20 protein-coding genes are annotated in these 26,239 nt (G+C 46.6%); all 20 read left to right on the plus strand.

Going from position 1 to position 26,239, the window contains the following annotated elements; genetic code table 11:
* Nucleotides 1–459 carry a phage tail tube protein gene (locus tag ACDJ58_RS04930; protein WP_017690162.1) on the plus strand — a complete coding sequence of 153 codons (459 nt, stop codon included), beginning with the start codon at nucleotides 1–3 and terminating at the stop codon, nucleotides 457–459.
* 251 nt (nucleotides 460–710) lie between these two features.
* On the plus strand, nucleotides 711–1,133 hold the full coding sequence (locus ACDJ58_RS04935) for a phage tail assembly chaperone (protein WP_413375992.1): 423 nt from the start codon (nucleotides 711–713) through the stop codon (nucleotides 1,131–1,133).
* Between the two features lie 201 nt (nucleotides 1,134–1,334).
* Nucleotides 1,335–3,308 carry a hypothetical protein gene (locus ACDJ58_RS04940; RefSeq protein WP_413375994.1) on the plus strand — a complete coding sequence of 658 codons (1,974 nt, stop codon included), beginning with the start codon at nucleotides 1,335–1,337 and terminating at the stop codon, nucleotides 3,306–3,308.
* A complete protein-coding gene (locus tag ACDJ58_RS04945) occupies nucleotides 3,309–4,004 on the plus strand; it encodes a LysM peptidoglycan-binding domain-containing protein (RefSeq protein WP_413375996.1) in 696 nt (231 codons plus the stop codon). It abuts the gene before it with no gap.
* A gap of 13 nt (nucleotides 4,005–4,017) precedes the next feature.
* Entirely contained in the window at nucleotides 4,018–5,028 is a 1,011-nt protein-coding gene (locus ACDJ58_RS04950; RefSeq protein WP_413375998.1) for a hypothetical protein, read from the plus strand.
* A gap of 6 nt (nucleotides 5,029–5,034) precedes the next feature.
* Nucleotides 5,035–5,292 (plus strand): DUF2577 family protein, encoded by a 258-nt coding sequence (locus ACDJ58_RS04955; protein ID WP_413376000.1) that lies wholly within the window; start codon nucleotides 5,035–5,037, stop codon nucleotides 5,290–5,292.
* Nucleotides 5,289–5,702 carry a DUF2634 domain-containing protein gene (locus ACDJ58_RS04960; protein ID WP_413376002.1) on the plus strand — a complete coding sequence of 138 codons (414 nt, stop codon included), beginning with the start codon at nucleotides 5,289–5,291 and terminating at the stop codon, nucleotides 5,700–5,702. The genes ACDJ58_RS04955 and ACDJ58_RS04960 overlap by 4 nt, the downstream gene beginning before the upstream one ends.
* Nucleotides 5,695–6,753: a baseplate J/gp47 family protein gene (locus ACDJ58_RS04965; RefSeq protein ID WP_413376004.1), complete on the plus strand. Its 1,059-nt coding sequence runs from the start codon at nucleotides 5,695–5,697 to the stop codon at nucleotides 6,751–6,753. Before ACDJ58_RS04960 ends, ACDJ58_RS04965 begins: the two co-directional genes overlap by 8 nt.
* A complete protein-coding gene (locus ACDJ58_RS04970; RefSeq protein WP_413376006.1) occupies nucleotides 6,750–7,295 on the plus strand; it encodes a putative phage tail protein in 546 nt (181 codons plus the stop codon). The genes ACDJ58_RS04965 and ACDJ58_RS04970 overlap by 4 nt, the downstream gene beginning before the upstream one ends.
* Complete coding sequence (locus tag ACDJ58_RS04975) at nucleotides 7,296–10,343, plus strand: pyocin knob domain-containing protein (protein WP_413376008.1); 3,048 nt, start codon at nucleotides 7,296–7,298, stop codon at nucleotides 10,341–10,343.
* Nucleotides 10,344–10,486: 143 nt separating this feature from the next.
* Entirely contained in the window at nucleotides 10,487–10,984 is a 498-nt protein-coding gene (locus tag ACDJ58_RS04980) for a holin family protein (protein WP_413376010.1), read from the plus strand.
* Between the two features lie 477 nt (nucleotides 10,985–11,461).
* Nucleotides 11,462–12,400: a glycoside hydrolase family 25 protein gene (locus tag ACDJ58_RS04985; protein WP_413376012.1), complete on the plus strand. Its 939-nt coding sequence runs from the start codon at nucleotides 11,462–11,464 to the stop codon at nucleotides 12,398–12,400.
* A gap of 807 nt (nucleotides 12,401–13,207) precedes the next feature.
* Nucleotides 13,208–14,860 (plus strand): ABC transporter substrate-binding protein, encoded by a 1,653-nt coding sequence (locus ACDJ58_RS04990; protein ID WP_413379477.1) that lies wholly within the window; start codon nucleotides 13,208–13,210, stop codon nucleotides 14,858–14,860.
* 155 nt (nucleotides 14,861–15,015) lie between these two features.
* Nucleotides 15,016–16,020, plus strand: a complete 1,005-nt coding sequence (locus tag ACDJ58_RS04995) for an ABC transporter permease (RefSeq protein ID WP_413376014.1) — start codon at nucleotides 15,016–15,018, stop codon at nucleotides 16,018–16,020.
* A 253-nt stretch (nucleotides 16,021–16,273) separates the two neighbouring features.
* Nucleotides 16,274–17,173: a nickel transporter permease gene (gene nikC / locus ACDJ58_RS05000; protein WP_413376016.1), complete on the plus strand. Its 900-nt coding sequence runs from the start codon at nucleotides 16,274–16,276 to the stop codon at nucleotides 17,171–17,173.
* 996 nt (nucleotides 17,174–18,169) lie between these two features.
* Entirely contained in the window at nucleotides 18,170–20,050 is a 1,881-nt protein-coding gene (gene htpG, locus ACDJ58_RS05005) for a molecular chaperone HtpG (RefSeq protein WP_413376018.1), read from the plus strand.
* A gap of 588 nt (nucleotides 20,051–20,638) precedes the next feature.
* Nucleotides 20,639–22,054 (plus strand): deoxyguanosinetriphosphate triphosphohydrolase family protein, encoded by a 1,416-nt coding sequence (locus ACDJ58_RS05010; RefSeq protein WP_413376020.1) that lies wholly within the window; start codon nucleotides 20,639–20,641, stop codon nucleotides 22,052–22,054.
* Between the two features lie 21 nt (nucleotides 22,055–22,075).
* Nucleotides 22,076–23,080 (plus strand): LLM class flavin-dependent oxidoreductase, encoded by a 1,005-nt coding sequence (locus ACDJ58_RS05015; RefSeq protein ID WP_413376022.1) that lies wholly within the window; start codon nucleotides 22,076–22,078, stop codon nucleotides 23,078–23,080.
* 361 nt (nucleotides 23,081–23,441) lie between these two features.
* Entirely contained in the window at nucleotides 23,442–25,154 is a 1,713-nt protein-coding gene (locus tag ACDJ58_RS05020; protein WP_413376024.1) for a methyl-accepting chemotaxis protein, read from the plus strand.
* A gap of 41 nt (nucleotides 25,155–25,195) precedes the next feature.
* Nucleotides 25,196–26,173 (plus strand): TRM11 family SAM-dependent methyltransferase, encoded by a 978-nt coding sequence (locus tag ACDJ58_RS05025; protein WP_413376026.1) that lies wholly within the window; start codon nucleotides 25,196–25,198, stop codon nucleotides 26,171–26,173.
* The last annotated feature ends 66 nt before the right edge of the window (nucleotides 26,174–26,239 follow it).

Below are 26,239 nucleotides of genomic sequence, written 5' to 3' on the forward strand. Positions count from 1 at the left end.
ATGGCGTTTTTGAAAGCAAGCGATACGATTTCCGGCCAGGAAGGCCGCGCATACGCAACGATTAACGGACAGACGGAAGAAATGTTTTATGTGAAGACACTTGAAGCAACCGTGGAAAAGCAAAAAGCAGAGGTCAAAACCCTCGGACGACGCGGTGTACAGCACAAAGCAACTGGTTGGTCCGGCTCGGGTTCCATGACGATCTTTTATACCACATCCCGTTTCCGCGAGCTGATGCTTCAGTATATGCAGAATGGCGTTGACACTTACTTCGACATTGAAGTGACCAACGAAGATCCTTCGTCTACCATTGGCAAACAGACGGTGACTCTCAAAGGCGTAAACCTCGACAGTGTGATCATGGCATCCTTGGATACTGAAGCGGAGGCGCTGGAGGAAGAAGTGAGCTTTACTTTTGAAGATGTCGATATGCCTGTATCGTTTAATCTGCCGAAGTAATATAGTAGTTGCGGACATATGAACTATAGATTTATAACGAGTTTGACTTTAGTAGCGGGTTTGTAAAATAAACCTGTTCAACTTGCCTGTGTTACGGGCTATTTGGTGTGTCCAGATTTTCATGCACATTCTCTTCACATGAGGAGAAAAATTGTACATTAGCAGCACATCAGCAACAGATATAAAGGACAGTATGCTGCTCTTCGCCGCTTCATGCGGTGGGGAGCTTAACTTTAGAGGAGGAACCATAAATGAGTGGATTGAGTATGTTTTTTGCACAAAATGCAGTGGCGGATACAACGGAGGAATTTATCGTATCTTCCCGTTTTAAGGATGAGAAAGGCGAACCGGTTGCATGGAAGCTGCGCAGCATGACCGAAGACGAGAACCAGGAATGCCGCAAGGCGGCTACCCGCAAAATCAAGGGCAAAAACGGTGTATACACACCCGACATTGATGCCAATGATTACATGGCTCGCCTGATGAGCGCCAGCGTGGTCTATCCCGATCTGAAAAATGCAGAACTTCAGCGCTCGTATGGCGTGATGGGGGCGGAATCGCTTTTGCGGAAAATGCTGTTGCCTGGGGAATTTGCTTCGCTCGGGGAACAGGTACAAAAGCTGAACGGCTTCAATCAGGATATGAACGAACTGGTGGATGACGTAAAAAACTAATTAGAGAGGGCGATTCCGAAGCCAATCTGGCTTATTACGCTCTCCACGAATTGAACATTTTACCGCATGAGCTAATGGCCTTCTCCATGCGAGAACGAGCGGCCATCTATGCGATGATCTCCATTCGGGTAGAGGAAGAGAAGAAAGAGCGGTCCAAGAACCGCGCCCGGAAAAAATAAAAGGGAAAGGAGGGAGAAATGAATGTATGCCATGTTTGCAAGACTGTACCTTACTTCAACACGTATAGTAACGCAATTTCAACAATTACCTGCTGCTATAAGTGCCATGTTTAATTCTGCTCGATTGAACAGTATCGCAATGGCATCCAGACTGCTACAGGGCGTATCCGAGGAACAAGCCAAAGTGAATGCAGCTTTTTCGGAGGGGGCTGGGCGTGTAAGAGCCTGGATCAGCATGATCAAGTCAGCAGGACAAGCTGTTCTTGTTCCAGCGGCGCAGGAAGAGGATTTGAAGCACCGATATATGGCTACTACTGGTGATGATGCTCAGGGGGAGACGATATTTAATCGATACCGTGCGGAAGCTTTCAAGAGCGGACAGAATGTTACGGATGCTTTGAAAGGAGCATTATCACTCATCCCATATGCACAGAATACGGATCAGGTTGATCAGCTGAGAGACATGACTAAACGGTTAAGCATGCTTTCTCCAGACGGGAAAAGTATCTCGGATGCATCCGGTGCTTTGGTTGCTGCAATGAATGGTGATAACGGTGAACTAGCAAGCTCTTTTAATATTCCAGAAGAGATTTTGAATGGAGCAGGTCTGCAACAAAGTATTGATTCATCCAATCTGGATGCTTTTATACAAAAGCTTGATGTCATTCTGCAAAAACAAGGATATACTCAACAAGCGTTTGACACCATGCTTGACTCACCATTACAGAAGTGGAACATACTTGTGAATCAATTCAACGGAGTTCTTGGCCAGATCGGACAGGCAGCCCTTGTTGCCTTGACACCTTTGCTGGATCGATTGAATGAAGCTTTTGCCAATGGGGAATTCACTGGCATTATTGAATGGATTAGCAATGCATTTACGGTTGCGGCAAATGCGTTGACAATGCTGGTAGATGGCATTCTGTATATTGCAAGTGTGGTCCAACAAAACTGGGATATTATTCAGCCGATTCTCATGGCGCTTGCGCTTGTGGTTCTGGCTTTGGTCATTATCCAAGTTTACAGTCTGGTTGCAGCCTGGTTATTGCTGAATTGGCCAATTTTGCTCGTCATTGCTGCCATCGCAGCAGTTATCGGTATTTTAAGCATGATGGGTATAACGGGAACTGAGATTTTGGGAGCAATTATCGGTACATTTATGCTGCTTGGGGAGATGGTACGAGTTGTAATCGCCACAATGTGGAATTATTTTGCCATCTTCGCAGATTTCATAGCTAATGTGTTCAAAGACCCAATCTATGCATTCCAAAAATTGCTTTACGACTTGGGAATGTTCGCGATGCAGATGTTTTACAATATTATTGTAGGGATTGAGGACTTTCTGGGCAGAGCAGTAGGGGCAATTGGCAAGGTTGCTTCTTTTATTAACGACACCTTTGGTACAAACTTGTCTGTTATGTCAGAATCCGATATTAACATTGGTAGCAAAAACATTAAGGAATGGAAGGATACGCTGGAATCATGGGAGCCACAGAGTGACAAAGATGTTTTCCACATGAATCGGATGGATGGAGAGTTCAATCCTAAAGTTGCTGACAAGGGACAAGATGTAGCAAAAAAACTATTATCAAAAATTCCTTCCTTACCCGATCCGAATTCCAAAGAAACAGGTTTACCCGGGAATTTCGGTGGCTCTACTCCCAAAACACCTTCCATGCCATCGATGCCAACAGCACCCGCTCCTACCGTTGTTCCCAACAACAACATGAGTAACATCAACAAAATTAACAATATTGGGCAGGTGGACAAAATCGGAGACGTGGATGGCACAGTGGATGTAACCAGTGAAGATCTGAAACTGATGCGTGAGCTTGCTGAGATGCAGGCGATTCAGCGATTTGTCAGTCTGACACCAACTGTTCAGGTCACGACCGGGGATATTAACAGCGGACATGACGTGGACAGCATCATCAGCAAAATCACCGATGGACTGAACAGTCAGATCGTCTCCAGCGCCCAGGGGGTGTACGGTTAGATGGAATATTATATTCAGCTTAGCTTCAATAACCGCTCCGAATACATGTTTTTCCCGGTGACACCAGAGAGCATTGAGTTTTCGGATTCGGGAGACGGTAGTACGTTTAACGTGAGCGCTTTGGGTGAGATTAACGTGATTAAGTCGCCGAAGCTGCGTGAAGTCAGTTTCAGCGGGGTTTTTCCAGCAGACTACAGTCCGTATCATTTGAATTTTGATGCAAGTCATCCGGCAGTACAGAAGCAATTTTACCGTGATCCGTATGAATATGTGAAAAAGTTTATCCGTTGGATGCAGACGGGCAGACCCGTCAGGCTGTTCTTTTCCAGCGCAAGGTACACCATTAATATGGCTGTTTCCATTGAGAGCTTCGACTGGAAGGAGACAGCGGGTACCGTGGGGGATATCCAGTATGATATCAAGATGAAGCAGTTCATTTTTTATGCCGCCAAAAAAGTGGTGCCGCTCAAGGATAGTAAGGATACTGCTGCTTCGAAAACAAAAACTAAAGCATCGCGGCCCAATGAAAAAATCCAGGCCAAGACCGTCACACTCAAAGCTGGAGACTCCTTGTGGTCTGTAGCTAAAGCCAACCTAGGAGATGGATCTCGCTGGAAAGAATTGCAGAAGCTGAATGGCATCAAGGATGCACAATTGAAGAAGCTGCCGATTGGACTTGTGATCAAGCTTCCGTGAAAGGAGAGGGAACATGCAGCAGCAGATAAGTTTGGACGATAAGCAGGGAAACATGAAAGAGCGGTTATGGCTCGATGACAAGCAGGGCAACATCTGGGACATTAGCGAGATTGCCGGCGACATTACGTACAAAACCTCCCGCATCGGCAAGCCTTCCTCTCTGGAATTCACGTTGATCAAGGGCAGTCTGTACCAGAATACGAAATTCACATATGAGAATGGATATGTCGTGAAATATATCAGCAATGAGGTAGGCATATTTTACGGATATATCTTCTCTGTGGATAGCGGCAAAGACGAAAGTGTCAAAATCAAAGCCTACGACCAGACTCGTTATCTGACCGCGAATCAGACGTACAAGTTCGTTAACGCAACCGCTACGGATGTAATTAAACGAATTGCTACCGACTTTCAGTTGAAGGTGGGCGAGCTGATTCAGCCGAAATATGTTATTCCGCGCATGTTGTTTGATAACAAAAAGTTAATTGACATGATCTGTGAAGCTCTGGATCGAACGTTGATCTATGGCGGCAAAAACTACATCTTCTACGATGATTTCGGCAAGCTGGTGCTTCGGGATGTGGAAGAGATGCCTTATGGATTTGTCATTGGGGATAACAGTCTGCTCACGGATTACAGCTATACTCGGTCGATTGACGACCAGACGTATAACAAGATTAAGTTGTATCGGGACAACAAGGATACGGGCAAAAGAGAAACGTTTGTGCATCAGGATTCAGGCAGCATCCGTCAATGGGGGCTGCTTTTTTTGTACCAAAAAGCGGACGATGGTCTGAACGAAGGCCAGATTGATGCCATGCTGAAGACCCTGATGACGCTCCGTAACCGCGAGACACAGACATTGAAAGTGGATGCGCTTGGCGATTTCAAGGTAAGGGCAGGCAGTTTTGTCAATATTCAGATCAACGAACTGAAGATCAATCAATATTTTCTGGTAGACGAATGTACGCATAAGGTACAGGGGGGCGTGCACACGATGTCACTGGATTTGAAGGTGGTGTAACGATAAATGATGCTGGACGTGATTAAAAAGGCGGCGGTGGCCGCCGTGGATGCCAAAGCTCCTGTTCAGGTAATGTACGGAAGTGTGACAAACACCCAGCCTCTGGAGATTACCGTTGAACAACGGCTGGCGTTGGCTGAGCCTTTTCTGGTACTGCCGGAATCCGTAGTGAACAAAGCTTGGACAGTGGGCGACCATGTCTTGTTGTTACGTGTTCAAGGCGGGGACAGCTTTGTCGTGCTGGATCGGCTGGTGAATCCATGATTCCACAGGGTGCGCAGATTAGTACAGAAGATCAGGAAGAGACGGCTGTTCTTCCAAGTCTGACTTATGTACTTCAACCTTCGGGGCAACGAATCGGGAGATTGCAACTGGATGGAAAAGATGCGGTAAAACAGGCGGTGTATAAAGCGTTGTCCACACACCGCTACGAGCATCTAATCTATTCCTCGGATTACGGTATGGAGTGGTCCTGGGAAGGAATAGCCGGGAGATCCATGGTTGAATCGGAATTGGAACGCTGGATTCGAGAAGCGTTGCTTCCGGATGATCGCATTTCGGATGTAACGGAGTTTGATTTTGTCCACGAAGCCGATGGGGTACGGGTTTCTTTTACCGTGGAAACGGATTTTGGCAGCTTTAGGGGAGAAACGGAGGTGAACTTGAATGTATGAGGGACAGACGTTTGAAGTCATTTTGGACCGGATGCTGGACAAGGTACCGGATGGTGTGGACAAACGTGAAGGCAGCATTATCTATGATGCGTTAGCACCAGCCGCTGTGGAGATGGCTCAGATGTATATTGAGCTGGATGTGAACGCCAATCTGAAATTTGCGGACACGGCTTCCGGGGAGTATCTTGACCGAGCGGTGGCCTGGTCAGGCATTAGTCGGAAAGCGGCCACGAAGGCACGTTGGATTGGTAGTTTCCGGGATAACGAAGGTAAGCCTGTTGAAGTTCCTTTGGAGAGTCGTTTTTCCACGGGGGATCGGGTGTATGTTGTTGTGGAACGCATCTCGGCAGGGCAGTATGTGCTGGAGTGTGAAGTAGCCGGAGCGGAAGGCAATGAATATACAGGTGCGCTGCTGCCTATTGATTATATAGCCGGGCTAACGACAGCTGAACTGACTCAGTTGCTGGTTCCGGGTGAAGACGAAGAGACAGATCAGGCGTTATACGACCGATATCAGGATAAAGTTTCCCGTCCGGTAACAAGTGCAAACAAATATCAATATGAACTGTGGGCGCGGGAAAATTCTGGGGTTGGGAAAGCAAAAGCTTTTCCCCTATGGGACGGTCCGGGCACGGTAAAAGTAGCGCTGTTAAACAACGAAATGCACGCACCCGCTGAGGCGGTAATTGAGGCGGTGCAGAAATATATCGATCCCACGCAGGATGGGATGGGTGAAGGCGCTGCCCCAATTGGACCCGTGGTTACGGTAGTGGGAGCAGAAGAAGTGCCCATTCATGTCGAGGTGCAGGTCACGCTTGCATCAGGCTCAACGTACGACGGTGTGAAAACGCTGATTGAAGCGGGGGTTACTGCTTATCTGAAAGAATTGGCGTTTGCCGATCCGCTTGTTCGCTGGACGCGTATTGCCAATGTCATTCTGGATATTCCGCCTGTGATCGATTACAGCGATCTGCTGGTGAATGGTGGTATGTCCAACCTGGAGATTGCACCTGGTGCAGTCGCCGTTCTCGGGACGGTGAAGGTGACATGAGCAAAGCAGAGGTATTAATGACTCTTTTGCCGCCGTTGTATGAAAATGTGCTGGAGATGCAGTTGCTCACGCAAACGGAAGGCCAGGAGTTGGACAGGCTGGTTAAGGGGATGGATGGGGTATTGGACCAGTTCTACCCGGAGTCTGCGACATGGGCGTTGGATCGGTATGAGCGGGATTTGCAGATTCCGACGAATCAAGCCAAGCCGGACGACCAGCGGAGATCCGTGATCATTTCCAAAATGCGTGGTAGCGGCAAAGTCTCTGGCTCCATGCTCAAAAACGTAGCGCAGGCCTACGAAAGTGGCGGGATTGATGTATCCGTGTCGCCCGAGGATTACTCGATCCGAATCCGCTTCATCGACACTTGGGGCTTGCCGCCCAATCTGGATGATCTGAAGGCAGCGATTGAGGATATTAAACCGGCACATATGACCGTGGAGTACCGTCTACGGTATTTAACGATTGCGGAGGTTGAAAGTATGACGCTGGATGAGATCGAACAGACCCGACAGGATAAATTTGCAGGAGGTGGAGCATAAATGAATGAACCAAAAACACCGAATTTGGGATTGAATAAGATTGACCGTTCATCGCCATCGACAACCTATTTTGATCTGGATAAGTATTTGGATCAGAACTGGGAGAAGGTTGATGATTTTGCGGAGCAATTGGAGGGAAAATCTGGGGAGACAGCTGAGCAGGTGAAGAGTATTCAGGATCGGCTGAATACGGAGAAGCGGAGATCCGTTAAGTTGGAGCCTGGGTTACAGATTATTAATGCGGAACGTGCCTCGGCAATTAAGTTGGAAGGTATTAAGGGCCGTACGCTGGTGAACTTGTTGGGGCGTGATGGTAATTTCGGGGATGTTACGAGATGGAACGTAGGGTTGGGCACAAGAACAGTCGCGAATAATGTCATAATGGTCACCGGTAACGGAACGGGCGTAAACCCACAATTGACGAATTATAATCATATTTCAGCTCTAAATCCTAAGGTAGGCGATAAACTGTTTTTGCGGGTTCGCGCTACTCATATCGTTGGAACAGCTAAACAATTACAGCTTTACCTGTATTCAAATACTCTCAATAGATTTACAGCAATGAACATTGATAACCCTGTTAGCGGATCAACCTATGATATGTATGGGGTCATTACTGTTAATCAAGCTATTGTGGATGGTTGGGACACGACATTTGGATTTAAATTAACTGCGGAATATGCTACTTATGAAGCTTCGAACGGATCACAAGTGCAGTTCTCTAATGCAGCTATCTACAAAGTTTCTGATGAGGATAAGTCCCTAACATCCAGTCAAATGGCTTTAAAGTATCCTTACGTCGACAGTCTCCAACCCGTTCGAAATCCGTATGCGATTCGTTATGGAGAGAATTTGTTGCCTTCACTTATGAACTCATCATTTGTCCTCTCAAGTAATTATGTAAACGGTCCGTATGAATGGTCAAATTTATTAGGAGCTGACGCAACAGGATACACAATCGTGAAGTTTAATGTTATGCCCAATACGAATTACACGTTTAGCGCCGAAACATTTTTAAATTTAAGCACATCGGTGTACCCTTTAGATCTGCAAACTCCTGCACCACTCAGACCTTGGACTAATGATTCAACGTTCACTTTTAATAGCGGACAAAATTCAGAGATTAACTTCTTATGGAGAGCGTCATCAGGAGGGAATCCAGCTTCACTCAAAAATCCGATGATAGCGCTCGGCACGACAACCAAACCATTCAAACCACGTGAAGATGCTATGCTCGCATTGCAAACGGATTTATACGCTGATCCAATAACCGGGGCCAATGCTGACGAAGTGTTTGAGAAGGAAGGGCAGTATTACAAACTAACGAAGTGGAAAAAGATATCGTTCGATTCCACATACACATACTCCTTTTTTAATTCATACGCAGGAGGAAAGTGTGTCAGATTAATGGACGGAATAACAGATAGAAATAAAAAATATCTCCCTATGGCAACTAAATTCAATGGAGTTCGCTTATCTGATGGATCACCTTCTTTAAATGTGGATCAATACAGCAGAGGAGATTGGGACACAGGAGCAAATGGTGTATTTTTAGGAATAGGCGTTTCAAGTGCAGACAGCGGATGGGGAGACTCATACACACCTACACCAGACGAGATTAAGGCGTATTTCATGGGATGGAAAATGAGCGTAAATGGTTCGCCTCGGGCTACAGCGTACGACGGTACTGGCACGAAAGTTTGGATACGTATTACGCGGATGTTGGACTCTATAGCTTTAGCAAATGGCGTCGACTATACAACGGCTCTCCCAACAACTCTCGCGGGTACGGACTCTCTAGGCAATTTGTATACACCGTACCAACTCGCTTACCAACTTGCAACGCCAACTGTCGAATCAATCACGTCAGAAGGTCAATTGACGTTTACTGAGGGCAGTAATCAGGTGGAAGTAGGAACGGGGATAGTGTTAAGGGAACCTGCTAAACCTATTAAATTTGACAATTACGACATTAATACTGGGAAGACAATGGGGAATGCCACTCTTTACGCGGTCGATAAATGGATTGCACTATACGAAAATGGACACTTGAAACCTACTGGGTGGGGGGTGTTTGAAGGCCAAGACAATGGAAAGGCAATTGCAATATATGGACACCAGTATAATCCATCAGCAGCATATTCCGTCACTTACTTGATGAAGGATGTGTCCCCGGTTACATCTTTTCTCGGCTCAATCTCAGTAAACGAAAAGGCGTTGCTGACAGACCTGACTAAAAGTGTGCATCAGAACACGGCGTCGTTATCCATGCTGGAAATTTCCGCTGCAGACGGAGGAGTGCTTAAAAACTACGTCGATAATAAGCCATGGCAAAAGTACAAAATTACGCAGGATAATGGAAGTATTATTCAACTTCCACACAATTCAAACTTAAATAATATTAAGAATGGTGGGCAATACGATTGCTTCAACGCTGTAAATGTGCCGGGGGGCGTTGTTAATGCTTGGTTTTACGTTGAGGTACTTGTGCATTCAAACGCTCCAACTCATGTAATCCAACGCGCATCAAGACTGGATACTCATAATACGCCTACTTTATACATGAGAACCTGCATGGATAATATATGGAGTGAATGGAGTCCTGACGTTTTTCAATCTGGCGTTGATGCTAAAAATGGGATCGTGGATGCCATTAACGCCATGGGAAGTAGCGCATCCATGAATGACACGTGGTTAACGCTTGCCAGTAAGATACACTTAATTAAGAATGGTAAGCGATTTGCAACAGGACAATTTGTTATAGGCTCGAATGGGGCTGGATCAGCAACTGGATTGGGCTTTAAACCACGCAACATTACGTTTGCGAATGCTACTAACACGCCCAGCAATATTTATTTTGGTGTTTACAGCGAGGATTCACCAAGAAATAATTACAGCTTAGGCGGTACGCGTTTTCTTAACAGAGTAGTAGGTCTCGATAACGGTTTGTCTACGGATGATAAGATCGTACCTACTGTAAATGGATTTAATGTTAGTGGAACAGGAATAACAGATCAAAGGACATACAATTATTTTGCAACAGAATAACAGTGTCTTATAGAATTTGGTTCACATAGGTAGTTCTACTTGGCTTCATGAAAATGGTAGTGTTAATCAGGATAACGATTCCAAGGTGGGTTGAAGATTATTAACTATTTAAGCAGTAGAAGCAAACTAAAGGAGGTGAAACCATGGAACGATGGGACACCCTATGGAAATGGCTCCTTGCGCTCCTAACCAGCTCAGCAACCTATTTCTTCGGTGGCTGGTCAGGCGTACTCGGCGTATTGCTCGTATTCGTCATCCTCGACTACCTTACCGGCATCGCGGCGGCGGGGATGAGTGGCAAGTTGGAGAGTAATGTCGGAATGTTCGGCATCGCCCGAAAGGTATTTATATTTGCAATGGTATCGGTGGCTCATCTGGTGGACGGTGTTCTGGGAGACGGACATTTGTTCAGGGATGCGGTCGCCTTTTTTTATATCGCGAATGAGTTGTTGTCCATTATTGAAAATGGCGGTAAATTGGGTGCACCGATTCCGCCTGTGATTCGGCAGGCCATTGAAGTGCTCAAGGGTAAGGGCGGAGACGGGGGTATTCCCGGTAACTATACTCCTGATTCCAAAGAATCTTTTGTACAGTCAGATCATGAGGACACTGATAAACAGACCAGAGATGAAACGAAGTAAGGACTTAGCATTCATTTAAATGTGCCTAGTAGCAAGAGAGAGAAAATATTTGAATCGATAGTCTGATCCATTGGCTACAAGTAGTGAAGGAGACGGAATCGATTCTGAAGAAGCGGTAGCGGTCGCCTTTGTCTCTGAATCTCTAACCTTTAAGAAAATGAATCAAGAAAATTTGGAGACAACAGCGATCGGAAGAACGATCCGTATCTGGAACGGTTATGTACCGACTTGGTATTTTTTCCTTAGTTAGTTAATGGAAACCAATACACAACAATAGAAGTTAATAGCACCGACATAGAATTCAAAGCAGACTGACCAAGCAGCACCTAATCTTACCCAAATAGCAAAATCGACGTAATCTATAGCCATCCCAATTTACCTTTTACCAACATCAGGGACACGCACACAAGCAACCCCAGATCCCCAAGCATTAACTATATACAAACGGCAATTTGCCGCATAAAGGGTGTGAGAAACATGCAAACGAGAAGCTCGGGCAATACGCAGGGCATTGACGTCTCCCGTTATCAAGGCACGATCGATTGGGCCAAAGTGAAGGCAAACGGTATGACGTTTGTGTTCATCAAAGCCACGGAAGGGCAGACGTATATCGATCCGAACTTTCAGAAAAATGTAACCGGCGCACTGGGGGCAGGCTTGCTGATAGGAACGTACCACTTCTTTCGCGCAACGACTACCGATGGTGCCAAGGCTGAAGCGGCGCATTATGCCAATACACTGCAAAAAGTAGGAGGCGCCAAGGCGCTACAATTACCTCCTGTCATGGACTACGAGAACAATCCGGGTAACCTGAGCAAAGCTCAGATCAACACGGTAGCTAAGGCTTTTTTAACGGAGTTGCAACGTCTCACGGGTGCGAAACCGATTATATACACGGGCAATTCATTTGCCGGCAATTTTGAACCTTCGATGAGCTCATACGATCTTTGGATTGCGCGTTACAGCAACACACGTGTACCGAATGACCAGCCTGCATGGAAACGTTGGACGTTCTGGCAGTACACGGACTCGGGCAAGGTGAACGGAATCAGCGGCAACGTGGATATGAACGAGTTTGAAGGATCGACAGCGGAATTGAGAGCAAGATATGCAACAGCAACTCCAAAGCCGCCAGAGCCATCCGAACCGACCAATCCCACGAATCCAACCGAACCACCGAAAGGGGGCGAACCGATGACAGCCGAAGAGAAAGCAGCGTTTGATGCATTGAAGTTTCAGGTCGATAAACTGCAGGCGCGCCAGCAGATGGAAGTTCCAGTCTGGGCGAAAGCGGCCGTCGATGCAGCACTGGCGTATGATACCAAAAATCCATTGTTCAGCATCGATAATGGGGCGAGTTATGATTTTTACCGTTTCATCACGGTTATGTACCGTAGAGGTTTATTCAAAAAATAAGCTGACATAACTTAAAATATAAGTTGGATCTGGTTTTAAAAGAGGGAACACAATAAGGGACACACGACGATTTTTGTCGAATGGTGTTCCTTTTTTGTGTTTTATGTAAATGATATTAACATATATAATAAAGTTGAAGACTTATGTCCGTAAATCTCTTGTCTAATTGATGAATGTGATGTAAAGTAAGTTACACGAAATCGATTTTCACCACTGTTTATTTACACAATCCTCCTCATCATGACAAGACTATAACATGAAAAGTTATTGTAATGTCTCCCTGTTGTAAAATCCAACATCTGTAGATCAATCTCACAACGTATTGAAACAATCCAATCCAACCTGCTTGAGAAACCACTTAAATGTCCTGTTTACCTACTTTCTGTTCCAGCTAATTGCCACTATTAGATTCTAGGCCATTACACTTTAGCCATGATGATCTAACTCCAAGCCAAACTCCACACCAGACAAAACTATCGTACTCTCAAAATCAGCTTTGTCGGCCGCCATCAAGTCGGTACCATTCTACTATTGCTTATTGACCTAAGTTCAATTATTAAGCAACAACCACAGGTATTTATAACTCGTCACATCATCCGAAAAAACTAACAAAATGTGTACGGTTACATCCCGGTTTACATTTCATATATACGCTTTACTTATCCAGATTTACATGACAGGTATCAAAGGCATCTAAAGCCTTTCATATGATACAAAGCACCAAACCGATCGATTGTAATCATTGGAGTTTTTTCACGCCAGTATCACACACATTATGAGACAGGGAAGGGTGTTGTACGTATGCGAATGAGGAAAAAGTGGTTATCCGGGGTCATGGCAATGGCCATGAGCACAGTGTTGATTCTATCGGGCTGCTCCAGCGCCAGTAACGAGGGTACAGGCAATTCCCCTGCTCCGGCGGAAGGTAGCGAACCTCCGGCAGAAGTGGCAACACAGGATACAATGATTATGGGACGCGGCGGAGATTCCGTGGCATTGGACCCGGCAATAGTTACGGATGGGGAGTCGTTGAAGATTGGACATCAGGTATTCGACTCGTTGCTGGACTACAAGGAAGGTGGAACCGAGGTTGTTCCTGGACTAGCTGAGAGCTGGGAGATTTCGGCGGATGGACTCAAGTATGACTTCAAGCTGAAGTCCGGCGTGAAATTCCACGATGGTACTGACTTCAACGCAGAGGCTGTGGTGTTCAACTTCAACCGATGGAGTGATCCGGCCAGTGAATATAAATTCGAGGGAGATTCCTTCGACTATTATGACTCCATGTTTGGTCCGGAAGACGGACGCGTGATTAAGGAAGTGAAGGCGATTGACGAGACAACGGTCGAGTTCACCCTGAACCAGCCACAAGCGCCTTTCCTACAAAACATTGCGATGACGCCATTTGGCATTGCAAGTCCAACTGCGATTCAGGAGAAAAAAGAAAATTTCAAGAGCGAGCCAGTAGGCACAGGCCCGTTTGTGTTCAAAGAGTGGAAGCGGAACGACTCCATCACCTTGGAGAAGAATCCGAATTATTGGAAAGAGGGACTGCCGAAGCTGAACAAAGTGATTGTGCGCTCCATTCCGGATAACACGGCTCGCTTCAATGCGCTGCAAAACGGCGAGATTGATATCATGGAGGATCTGAACCCGGATGATCTGTCCATTCTTGAGGGAAATAGCGAACTGCAAAAAATCGAGCGTCCACCATTTAACGTGTCATACATTGGTTTTAACTTTAAGAAAAAACCGTTTGATAACGTGAAAGTAAGACAAGCGCTCAATCACGCGGTAAACAAACAGGGCATTATTGATGCTTTCTTTGCGGGACAAGCGCAGCCAGCGGTAAACCCGATGCCGCCAACGCTGTGGGGGTATAACGACAGTATTGAGGACTATGCTTACGATCTGGAAAAAGCAAAAGCGCTGCTTGCTGAAGCCGGCTACCCTGACGGATTGCCTGACCCGGTAACGTTCTATGCCATGCCAGTATCCCGGCCGTATATGCCTGATGGCAAGAAAGTTGCCGAAGCGATCCAGGCCGATTTCGAGAAAATCGGAGTGACCGTCAACATTGAATCACCAGAGTGGGCAACGTATCTGGATGATGCCAAAGCCGGGGAGAAAGACGATATTTACATGCTTGGCTGGACCGGTGATAACGGTGACCCGGATAACTTCCTGTACACGCTACTCGATAAGGATGCAATTCCGGGCAACAACCGGAGCTTCTACGTAAACGAAGAATTGCATACATTGCTGACGAGTGCGCAGAAAGAAACGGATCAGGACAAACGTGCGGAACTGTACAAGCAAGCGCAGGTGATTATTAAGGAAGATGCTCCATGGATTCCACTTGTGCACACCACTCCCATCTTGGCAGGTAAAGCGAACCTGAAAAATTTCGTACCGTCCCCATTGGGCACGGAATCCTATGCCAATGCCTACTTTGAATAACTTATATATGAGCTGAATTTAGTACTAAATAGGATCCATTAGTTCAAAGCGCTGGCGTACACGCAATGCTTGGCAGAACCCACATCTGGACGTAACTATCTAAAGCATGCATGTCTGCCAGCGCTTTTTATACGTTAAAGGCAGGTGAATGAGGAGTGAACAGTTACATCGTCAAACGTGTACTCGTGTTACTGCCCGTGCTGCTGGGCATGACCCTGATCGTCTTTTCCATTATCCACGCTATTCCGGGTGATCCGGCCGAGACCATACTCGGGCAAAAGGCAACCGAACAATCCAAGCAAGCTCTGCGGGACCAGCTCGGACTGGACAAACCATGGACTCAACAATATTTCGCCTATTTGGGCGATCTGTTCAAGGGAGATCTGGGCACATCCATTCGTACCAAGGTTCCCATTGCCCAGGAAATTGTGCCCTATCTGACGGCGACCCTCGAATTAACGATGGCGAGTATGCTGTTTGCGATCATTGTTGGAGTGAATGCTGGGATCGTCAGTGCCTGGAAGCATAACTCGTGGTTTGATTACTGCTGCATGGTCATTGCATTGGTGGGTGTATCGATGCCGATCTTCTGGCTTGGGTTGATGGAACAATGGCTGTTTGCGAACAAACTGCACTGGCTGCCATCCATCGGCAGAATGAATGCACGTGATCCGATTGAAGCCATTACGGGCTTGTATGTGCTGGATACGATGATTGCCGGACGTTGGGACCAGCTGTGGACGGTAACGAAACATTTGCTGCTGCCAAGTATCGCGCTTGGGACAATTCCGATGGCCGTTATTGCCCGGATGACACGTTCCAGCATGCTCGAAGTAATGAGTTCGGATTATATCCGAACCGCGAAGGCGAAGGGATTGGGCCCGTTTTTCGTCGTATATGGACATGCGTTGAAAAATGCGTTTATTCCCGTGCTCACCGTCATCGGCATACAGACTGGATCTTTGCTAGGTGGAGCCGTGCTGACCGAAACGATCTTTGCCTGGCCTGGCGTTGGTCGCTATATATATGAAGCAATTAGTTCGCGGGACTATCCGGTGATCCAGAGCGGCATTCTGATCGTGGCATTCTTTTTCGTAGTGATCAACCTGATTGTGGACTTGCTGTACGCCGTATTTGATCCGCGTATTAGTTATAAATAGGAAATTCATCATTTGGGTTGATGAATGGAACTTAATATAAAATCTTTAAAAAATTACACGACACGAAGAGTGCAGAACCAATCTGTAGAAGCGAAGCGTTCGCATTTATCACCGGATTTTCACCTTTAAATAGGTGGATCAATAAAATCTGGGGATAACAGCGATCGGAAGATGGTACTGCAATCGTAGTGCTTGAGTGTAATAGAACTCGTTGATCTTGTATTTCATTCATATCCAAGAAGGGAGACGCCGCATGGCCAAATTATCGACCAATACCGGAGCATCCATTGACGCCGCATCGGCACCTGCATCAGGTCCATGGCGGGAAGCCTGGAGAACGTTTCGGAAAAATCGGCTTGCGCTGGCAGGCTTGATCATTATCGTTTTTTTCATCTTGATGGCCTTTGCTGCCCCGTATATTGCCCCGTATGATTACAAAGAGCAGGTGCTCACAGATCGTCTGCAAGCCCCTTCGGCAGAGCATTGGTTTGGTACCGATGATCTGGGGCGTGACGTATTTTCCAGAGTGCTGTACGGAGCACGCATTTCATTGTGGGTTGGTTTCTTTTCTGTTATTGGCTCTATTATTGCGGGCACATTGCTCGGCCTGATTGCTGGATATTATGGAAAATGGGCTGACATGCTCATCTCGCGTTTGTTCGATATCTTGCTCGCTTTTCCCGCCATCCTGCTGGCAATCGCCATTGTGGCGATTCTCGGCCCGTCCTTGCAAAATGCACTGCTCGCGATAGCGATCGTGAACATCCCGACCTACGGACGACTGGTGCGTTCAAGGGTACTTAGCTTGAGACAGGAGGAATTCATTACGTCAGCGCGTACGCTGGGGGCTAGCAATATGCGAATTCTGTTCCGGCACATCTTGCCCAATAGCCTCACCCCGCTCATCGTACAAGGCACACTGGGGATTGGAACAGCAATTATTGAAGCGGCTGCGCTTGGGTTCCTCGGCATGGGGGCGCAACCACCAGACCCGGAATGGGGCAAAATGCTGTCGGATTCCCGCCAGTTTCTGCAAAAAGCGCCGTGGACGCTTATTTTCCCTGGACTTTCCATCATGTTTACCGTGCTCGGTTTCAACTTGCTGGGGGATGGTCTGCGCGATACCCTTGATCCAAAGATGGCCAAAAAGTAGAGATTTGCATCTCTATTATTATCGCTAACCTAAATCTCCGACTCTGTTCAAAACTAACGAACCTAGGATGCCTTATTCTGCGATTTACTGCCCATTTGCCAGTCTAACGAATTTCACACACGCTTTTTTGCGAAAAACCTACGGAAAGTCTCGAAAGGTCGGCTAAAGGTGAGGAATAGCGTGTCTCCGATTCGTTAGGTTACGAAATCATCCTAAAAAGGCCAATTAACGTCGGTAAGGTTTGTTAGCGTGTGGCTTGCCAATGATTCCATACTCATTACAATCTGACACCAGGCCGGTTCGAACTTTTGTTCGAGGCGGCTTTTGTGTTGCATGATGTATTGAGCTAAAATGGTTAGAGATGTGCAAAACTTGAAGTGTTATTCGATCATTTTGTTAAAATAACCGCCTTCGTATTGACACCCAATTTTCCCATATGTTATATAAAAGGAAAGGGTTTAGCACTCCGATCATCAGAGTGCTAACAAATGAATTTACATTAAACGACTACATATGGAATGATTGTGATTTTGAATATGGATAAAGTTAAACTTGAATAGTACATGAGAGTGAAGAGGCTAGAAAAGATTTTGGGAATCGTAGTTTGTCTCACCGGATTTTTCCGCTTTAAAGATGTCTTAGCATTATCAAGTATTTGGCGAAACAGCTTCAGTAGTGAAGGGGACGGAATCGATTCTGTAGAAGCGGTAGCGTTCGCCTTTGTCTCCGAATTTCTAACCATTTCAGAATAGTTCAAGAAAATTTGGAGACAACAGCGATCGAAAGAACGATCCGTAACCGGAACGGTCACCAGAAGAACATCAATTACTTGTATTAGTGTTGAGCCCTGAATATGAAATCAGAAAAATCTGGGGTTAAAAGCGATTGAAGGCTTTTCTAGCAACGTAACATTCTGCATGGGAGTATTCAAAGGTTTACTTTCTATATTCAATCTAATCATCATTCTATATCCAATTTGAAAGGAGACACCCATTCATGGCTAAAAAAGAATTCCAGGCTGAATCCAAACGCTTGCTGGATATGATGATCAACTCCATTTACACCCAAAGAGAAATCTTTTTGAGAGAACTGATCTCCAACTCCAGTGACGCCATTGACAAAATATATTACAAAGCGCTGACTGACGACACACTCGTCTTCAACAAAGAGGACTACTACATCAAGCTCACCATCGACAAAGAGAACCGTACGCTTACGCTCACTGATACAGGAATCGGGATGACCCAGGAAGAGCTGGAGAACAATCTGGGGGTCATCGCGAAGAGCGGCTCGCTGGCGTTCAAGAAAGAGAATGAAGCCAAAGACGGTCACAACATCATCGGACAATTCGGGGTTGGTTTCTACTCCGCATTTATGGTGGCGGACAAGCTGACGGTAACCAGTAAAACGCTGGGCAGCGACGAAGCATGGAAATGGGAATCCGAAGGCGCAGACGGGTACACGATCTCTCCAGCCGAGAAAGACTCCGTGGGTACGGAAATCGTCCTGACCATTAAGCAAAATACCGAAGAAGATTCGTATGACGAATTCTTGGAAGAGTACCGCCTGAGATCCATCGTCAAGAAATACTCCGACTTCATTCGCTACCCGATCAAGATGGATGTGACAGGTCAGCGTCCGAAAGAGGGTACGGAGAACGAATTCGAAGAATACAAAGAAGAGCAAACCGTGAACAGCATGGTGCCGATCTGGCGCAAAAATAAAAGCGAATTGACCGAAGAAGACTATACTAACTTCTATATGGAAAAACGCTACGGTTTTGACAAACCGCTCAAACATCTGCACATCAGCGCGGATGGCGCAGTGGTATATAATGCGATCCTGTTTATCCCGGAGAACACACCGTTTGATTATTATACAAAAGAGTATGAAAAAGGGCTTGAACTGTACTCTAACGGTGTATTGATCATGGACAAATGCGGTGATTTGCTGCCAGATTACTTTGGATTTGTCAAAGGTATGGTGGATTCGGAAGATCTGTCCCTGAACATCTCCCGTGAAATGCTGCAACACGATCGTCAGCTCAGCCTGATCGCGAAGAACATCAAGAACAAGATCAAGAGCCAGCTGCAAAGCCTGCTCAAGGACGAGCGTGAGAACTACGAGAAGTTCTACCAAGCGTTTGGTCGTCAGCTGAAGTATGGCGTATACAGCGACTATGGCGTGAACAAGGACACCCTACAGGATCTGCTCTTGTTCTCTTCTTCCAAAGAGAAGAAACTGGTTAGCTTGGACGAGTATGTTTCCAGAATGCCTGAAGATCAGAAGTACATCTACTACGCATCTGGTGAATCCATTGAACGGATTGAGAAGCTGCCACAGATCGAGGGTGTACTCGACAAAGGTTATGAAGTCTTGTACTTCACCGACGACATCGATGAGTTTGCAATTAAGATGATCACGAATTATAAAGAGAAAGAATTCAAATCCATCTCCAGCGGTGACCTGGGCATCGAGGACAGTGCAGACAAAGAAGAAACAGACGCACAGGACAACGACAACAAAGAGTTGTTCGAAGCGATGCAAGCGCAGCTCGACGGCAAAGTAAAAGCTGTTAAAGCTTCCAAACGCCTGAGAAGCCACCCGGTATGTTTGTCCACTGAAGGTGAGCTGACGATTGAGATGGAGAAAATCCTGAAAGCTATGCCGAACAGCGAAAATGTACAGGCCGATAAAGTGCTGGAGATCAACGTAAATCACGATGTCTTCAAATCCCTGAAAGACGCATTCGCTCAGGATAAAGAAAAGCTGAGCCTTTACACAAGCCTGCTGTACCATCAAGCATTGCTGATCGAAGGACTGCCAATTCAAGACCCGGTAGAGTTCACCAACGATATCTGCAAAGTTATGGTGTAACCCATAATCTCCACCCCGACAGGACATTTCCGTCCTGTCGGTTTTTTTTTATTTTCACCTCCTTACTCATACAGGGAGGGGATGAGGAAGACAGACTATCATATCATCAAATTTCATATGATATTTTTATAATTTGAACTTGATCTTCACTATTTTTTTGCGAGAAAATGGTGAATACCATTATTGTATTTATGGGCAGCGAAAGTAGTGGAGGGGACGGAATCGATTCTGAAGAAGCGTAGCGTTCGCCTTTGTCTCCGGGTTTACCCCTTTAAAAAGGGAATTCAGAAAACCTGGAGACAACAGCGATCGGAAGAACGATCCGTAACCGGAACGGCCACTTTGCACAGCGAGTACTTATTTGGTTTCTGTCAGCGGAGTGATGTAATGTAAATTGTGATTTCATTTTATATCATTATCATTTAGGTGCACGAATGGTAGTCTGGCAGGGTATAATAAAAGAAGACGACTGTGCATCACAAGTTGATGTGAGAAGAGATGACAATCGCAGACAGGTTTTGCTTTTCGAAACTGCAGAATATGTGTATAATCACTCAAAATAGAGACAGTCGGCTAGGAGTGATCAACATGCAATGGAACGATCTGAGAGAACATAGACAATACCCTGAACTAACAAAACTGGATGGGGCTCGGGCAGCTTATGAACGGGACTATTCCAGACTGATACATTCACCGACTTTTCGTCGGCTGCAAGGTAAATCGCAGGTGTTTGGTGCAGGAACGGGCGATTATTATCGCACACGATTGACCCACTCCCTGGAGGTAGCACAGATTGCACGGGAAGCGGCACGGAGCCTGCTTCGTCGGTTTCCGGAGGTAGACTGGAGTCAAGCGGACAACCCTGGATTGATTATCGATTCGGAAGTGGTGGAGTGTGCCGCGATTGCGCATGACTTCGGTCACCCACCTTTTGGGCATAAAGGGGAAGAAGTGCTGGATGGCATCCTCGATGATCTCATCAACACAGAGGTCAAGAAAATCATGAAGAAGAGCCGCGGGGCCAAGTCACCCCAACAGGAGCCGGAGATTCGCGCGGAGCTGAAGCGGAAATATGAGCATTTTGAAGGCAACGCGCACAACTTCCGCCTCATTATGTATTTGGAAAAACGTGAAGATATCGATGGACTTAACCTGTCCGATGCAGTGCTGCTGGGTATCAACAAGTACCCTTACCCTGGCACGGAGAGCAAGAAAGGCATGTATCATCATGAATGGCAGTATATCCACGAGATTCGAAATCGTTGGGCCATTCCTGCTGGCAAAAAGACGCTTGAAGCGCAGCTGATGGACCTCTGCGACGATATTGCGTATTCCGCACATGATCTGGAAGATGGCATCAAGGCAGGAAAAATCGAAGTACACGAGCATTTCCTGCAAGATCCGCATATCAATCGACTGATTGTGGATAAGATTACGACACTGGAGGATTTGTTCTGGAACGGATGGACAAGAGAAGCGATTGGCAAAAAAGTCGAAGAAGTCCTCGCTTCGTTCCTGCGCATCTGGAATGAAAAAATGCCGTTCTGCGAGCATGATTATTCACGAACTCGCCGTGAGGTCAAGGCTTACTGGGTCAGCCTTTTTGTCGCTAGCCTGGGAGTTATTGATAACGGAGACTGGAAAAAGGTGACGTTTGTCCGTGAAGGCGCGGAGGACCTCGATATGCTGCGTACAGTAAGTGTGCTTAAGAGCTTTGCCTGGGTGACCATGATTCGTGACCTGCGTGTGCAGAGGTTGCAAAAGCGCAGTGAATGGATGATTAAGCGTCTGTGGGATGCGTTCCTTGATCCGGAAACGTCCAAATCCATTATTCCGTCCGATTGGCTGCAACGCTATGAGAAGGATCAGGCGAAGGCGAATCCGATCTGGACTTGGGAGCATATGGTGATCGATTATATTGCCGGGATGACGGATGCTTTTGCCGAGAAAATCTACAATGAACTTTACGGTCTTAAGGTCGGTTCCATCTACGATCTGGACTAGAGATAAGCGAGACGAAGGGAGATGAGACGCTTGGGTGTGAACATCAGCGAAAAATACAATCTGGGCGTACTTGACCTTGTTCCAAGGTTGAACGGCGCTACAGCAGAACAGGCGCTGCAACAATCCGTTACACTTGCGCAGCATGCTGAAGATTGGGGCTATTCAAGGTACTGGACGTCCGAGCACCATGACATGGACGAACTTGCCTCAGCATCACCGGAAGTGTTGCTTGCCCATATTGGCGCGAGAACGAACACGATCCAGCTTGGCTCCGGTGCCGTACTGTTACCACATTATAGCCCGCTTAAGGTAGCGGAGTCGTTCCGACTGCTGGCGGCGCTCTACCCGGGGCGCATCGAGTTAGGCTTGGGACGTGCTCCTGGGGGTGGCCCACATGCAACGATGGCCTTGAGTGGAAATTATTTGCAACATGTGTCCAAGTTGCCTGAATCGCTCGCGGCACTGACCGAACTACTGGAAGATCGTTATACCTATGAAGAACATCCGGTGACGGCCCGCCCGATTCCGGAGCTTCCGTTATCCTTATGGATGCTGGGTACCAACGTAAAGAGTGCTGAGTTTGCCGCCCGTTTCGGTATGGGGTATGTATTCGGACAATTCATGAGTGACGCGGATGGTACGGAGGCTGTGCGGCGTTATCGGGAGGGCTTTATCCCCAGCGCCAATAGGAAAGAGCCGGAGGTTATGGTTGCTGTCAGTGTGCTTTGTGCGGAGACGCAGGAAGAGGCGTTGTCCTGGAGTCTCGAAATGGTGGAGAGACGCAGAGCCGTTGGGAAAGAGATTACAACGCAGTCTGACAATATCAGCACAAGTACCAGCACCAACGAGAGGGATGATGCCAATGAGAATGAAGTACAACGGCATTATGCCGGTACACCTGCACAGGTCTGGAATCAGTTGCAGCAGGTGTGCCAAAGGCTGGATACGGATCGGCTGCTTGTGGTGACAACTGGACCGGATTACGAGCGAAGGTTGGCCTCTTACAAGTTACTGGCAAACGCATAAGGGGCGGCTGTTAGCTGTTATGATACAAAGAATGGCTGGTTCCATACCCGCCATCTGCATGGAGTCGAATCATAAGAGCTGCAGATCGGATATTTGCCGTATGCTGCAGCTCTTTTTTGCTTCATTTTATCCTGAGTTTTACATCATTCGATTCCGTTCAACAGGTGATGTGAAATAAACACAAGATTTTACAAAATAAAGCATGACTAAAATAAAAGAATGTTATAATACTTTACGTCTCTTTTCCTATAGATATAATATAGAAAAGAGTATTTTGCAAGATGCCAAAAGAAGGGTAAAACAACGACAAAAGCACCTAAAATACGGAAGTGGCCGAAGATGGGCACAAGGGGGAAATCATATGTTCAGCAGATTCAGGATCAAGAGTATCGGTCTGCGTATCAGCATCGCGTTCTATCTATTAATCCTCTGTTTAATTCTTCTTAGTGTCACGATTGTTACACGAATGAACTCGATGGAAAGAAACACGAATGAGATCACTAATAACTGGATGCCCTCACTCCAACAGATTAACCGTTTGAACTATACGACAGAACATATTTTGTCATTGAGTTATCGCCATTATGATGCACAGGCTGGGGACAAAGCGAGCCTCGCTGAAGAACGTACCAAGTATATTCGTGAAACGGCCCAGGCAATTAAAATATACGATCAACAGGAAAAGACAACGGAAGAAAAGGAACAATGGGATGCATTCAAAACGAAGTGGGCAGCGTACCTCAAGATTAACACACAGTCCATTAAGCTGAGTGATGAAGGCCAGGAACAATTGGCCAAGGAAGTGTCCGAAAAAGGGGCCGATTCCTTCGATGCCATGCAAGTCGATCTGGATTATCTGGTGGAATACAATCAGGAACAGTCCAGTATCTCTGCTGCGCAGACGATTCGATCCGTACAGGATGGCCGAATGATTATTGTTGTTGGTGTACTGGTGATGATTATCATTACAGCAATTGCGATTCCAATCATCCGTTCACAAGTTGTTAAACCGCTGCTTCGGGTGATTAGTGCCGTGAAACTGATTGCGGAAGGTCAATTAAATGTCCAGGACATACATACCAAACATGAAGACGAAGTTGGTGTTCTTGCCAAAGCCGTGAATGACATGAAAGGTAATCTGACCTCCATGGTACTGAATGTCAGACGAATCGCTGAAGCCGTCAACCGTCAAAGCAGCGAATTGGCCATTTCCTCTGAAGAGGTTAAGATCGGCAGTCGCCAAATTGCTATAACGATGGAAGAGTCAGCAAAAGCGGCAGAGAGTCAGGCGGAAACGGCTGTTGAATCCGCCCGTACCGTCGAGGGGTTGAACGCAAATATTCAGCAACATTCGGAGCAGGGGAATCAGCTTCGGCTGATGTCAGACCTCATTCTGAAACAAGGACGGACCGGTCGCGAGTCCATGGAGCAATCCGTGAATCAGATGCAGCAGATTGCTGGCGCAGTTTCGTCTTCCATGAACAAGATGGAACAGCTGGACCGCAAAAACGAAGACATATCGCAGTTGGTTCAAGTCATTCATGACATTGCGCGCCAGACCAACCTGCTCGCATTGAATGCTTCCATCGAAGCTGCCCGTGCAGGAGAGAGTGGACGCGGATTTGCAGTCGTTGCAGCAGAAGTGCGGAAATTGTCTGAAGCTGTTCGGACTTCTGTGGAAGAGATTACCGCCATCACGGGGGATATTCAGAAGGATTCCCAGGGGGTTGTTGAGGAATTACGAACAGGTGTACTGGAGACAGAGCGCGGGCAGCAGCAAGTACGTAATTCCGGCAATCTGTTCCGTACCATTAGTGAGTCGGTAGAGGGTATGGTCCAGGTCATTGGTACAATGACGGATGGTCTGGAAGGCATGCAGGAAGCGAGCGGGCGCATGCATAATTTCAGTCAACAAATTTCGGCAGTATCAGAGGAATCCGCGGCCAGTGTAGAGGAAGTGTCAGCGTCGGCCGAAGAACAGGTGAGTTCAATGGAAACGATTAGCGGCAATATTCAAACCTTGAAAGACCTGTCCGAAGATCTGCTGGCTTCCATTGAAAAATTAAAAATATAAAACCTCTTCTTATAATAGAAGAAACATGAAGGACGGCTACCATGTTGAGCTCTACAAACAGCAAAGATTCAGTTGTCGGAAGTTACGTATATACCTTCGCTTGCCATGAGAATGAACGTGCCCTATGTGAAATGGAATTGGGAACCATGCTTGTTCCTGGCACAGATATTGGTTCAGGAGATCACGCCTATGTTCGCTCCAATATATGCATTCCACCGGGTAGAAGTCCGTTTGTCCGGGGCAGACTGGATGTGATGGCCGAAGCGGATACAGTGGCAGGTCTGAAACCTGCCGCTTCACAAATCGATCTGTCATCTGGTGAAACATTCAAGGTTGTCTGCTTGAAAGAGGGCGATGACATGCCGGATTATGCGCATTGCCGTCTGCTGGAAAAAGAGCTGGGCATGTGCATTAAAGGCAAAGCTATGATGAAACAGCCTGACGTGACTTTTGGACTAATGCATGTGAATGGAAAATGGCTCTTCGGTCAATGGACAGAAGCCGATCGCTCGTGGCAAACCCATCATCAGAAGCCGCAAAATTACTCTACAGGCCTTGGTGTTACGTTAGCCAGAGCGTTAGTCAACATTGCTATTCCGCAAGTGGAGGGACATCAGTTGCTCGATCCATGCTGCGGAATGGGAACCGTTGTAATTGAGGCATTGTCGATGGGAATTGAGGCCAAAGGAAATGATTTGAACCCTTTGGCGGTACAGGGTGCGCGGATTAATCTTCCTCATTATGGTTATGATCCAGCCAGAATTTCCCTCGGGGATATGAATGATCTGGAAGGTTTCTACGATGCAGTTATTCTGGACATGCCATATAATCTCTGTTCTGTTCTTCCGGATGAGGAACAACTTGCCATGTTGACGAGTTTGAAGAGACTTGCAGGACGGGCAGTGATCGTTTCCACCGAATGGGTGGAGGGGCACATTCTGGATGCCGGATGGAACATCGATCAGTATCGAACGGTGAGCAAAGGCACGTTTATACGTCACATTTGGCTATGCACTTAGAACGACTGCGCTGAAAATAACTGAAAAAACCTCCATACCGGAAAAAATCTATTTTCCGGTATGGAG

This window comes from Paenibacillus taichungensis, assembly GCF_047302525.1.
GTDB lineage: Bacteria > Bacillota > Bacilli > Paenibacillales > Paenibacillaceae > Paenibacillus > Paenibacillus taichungensis_B.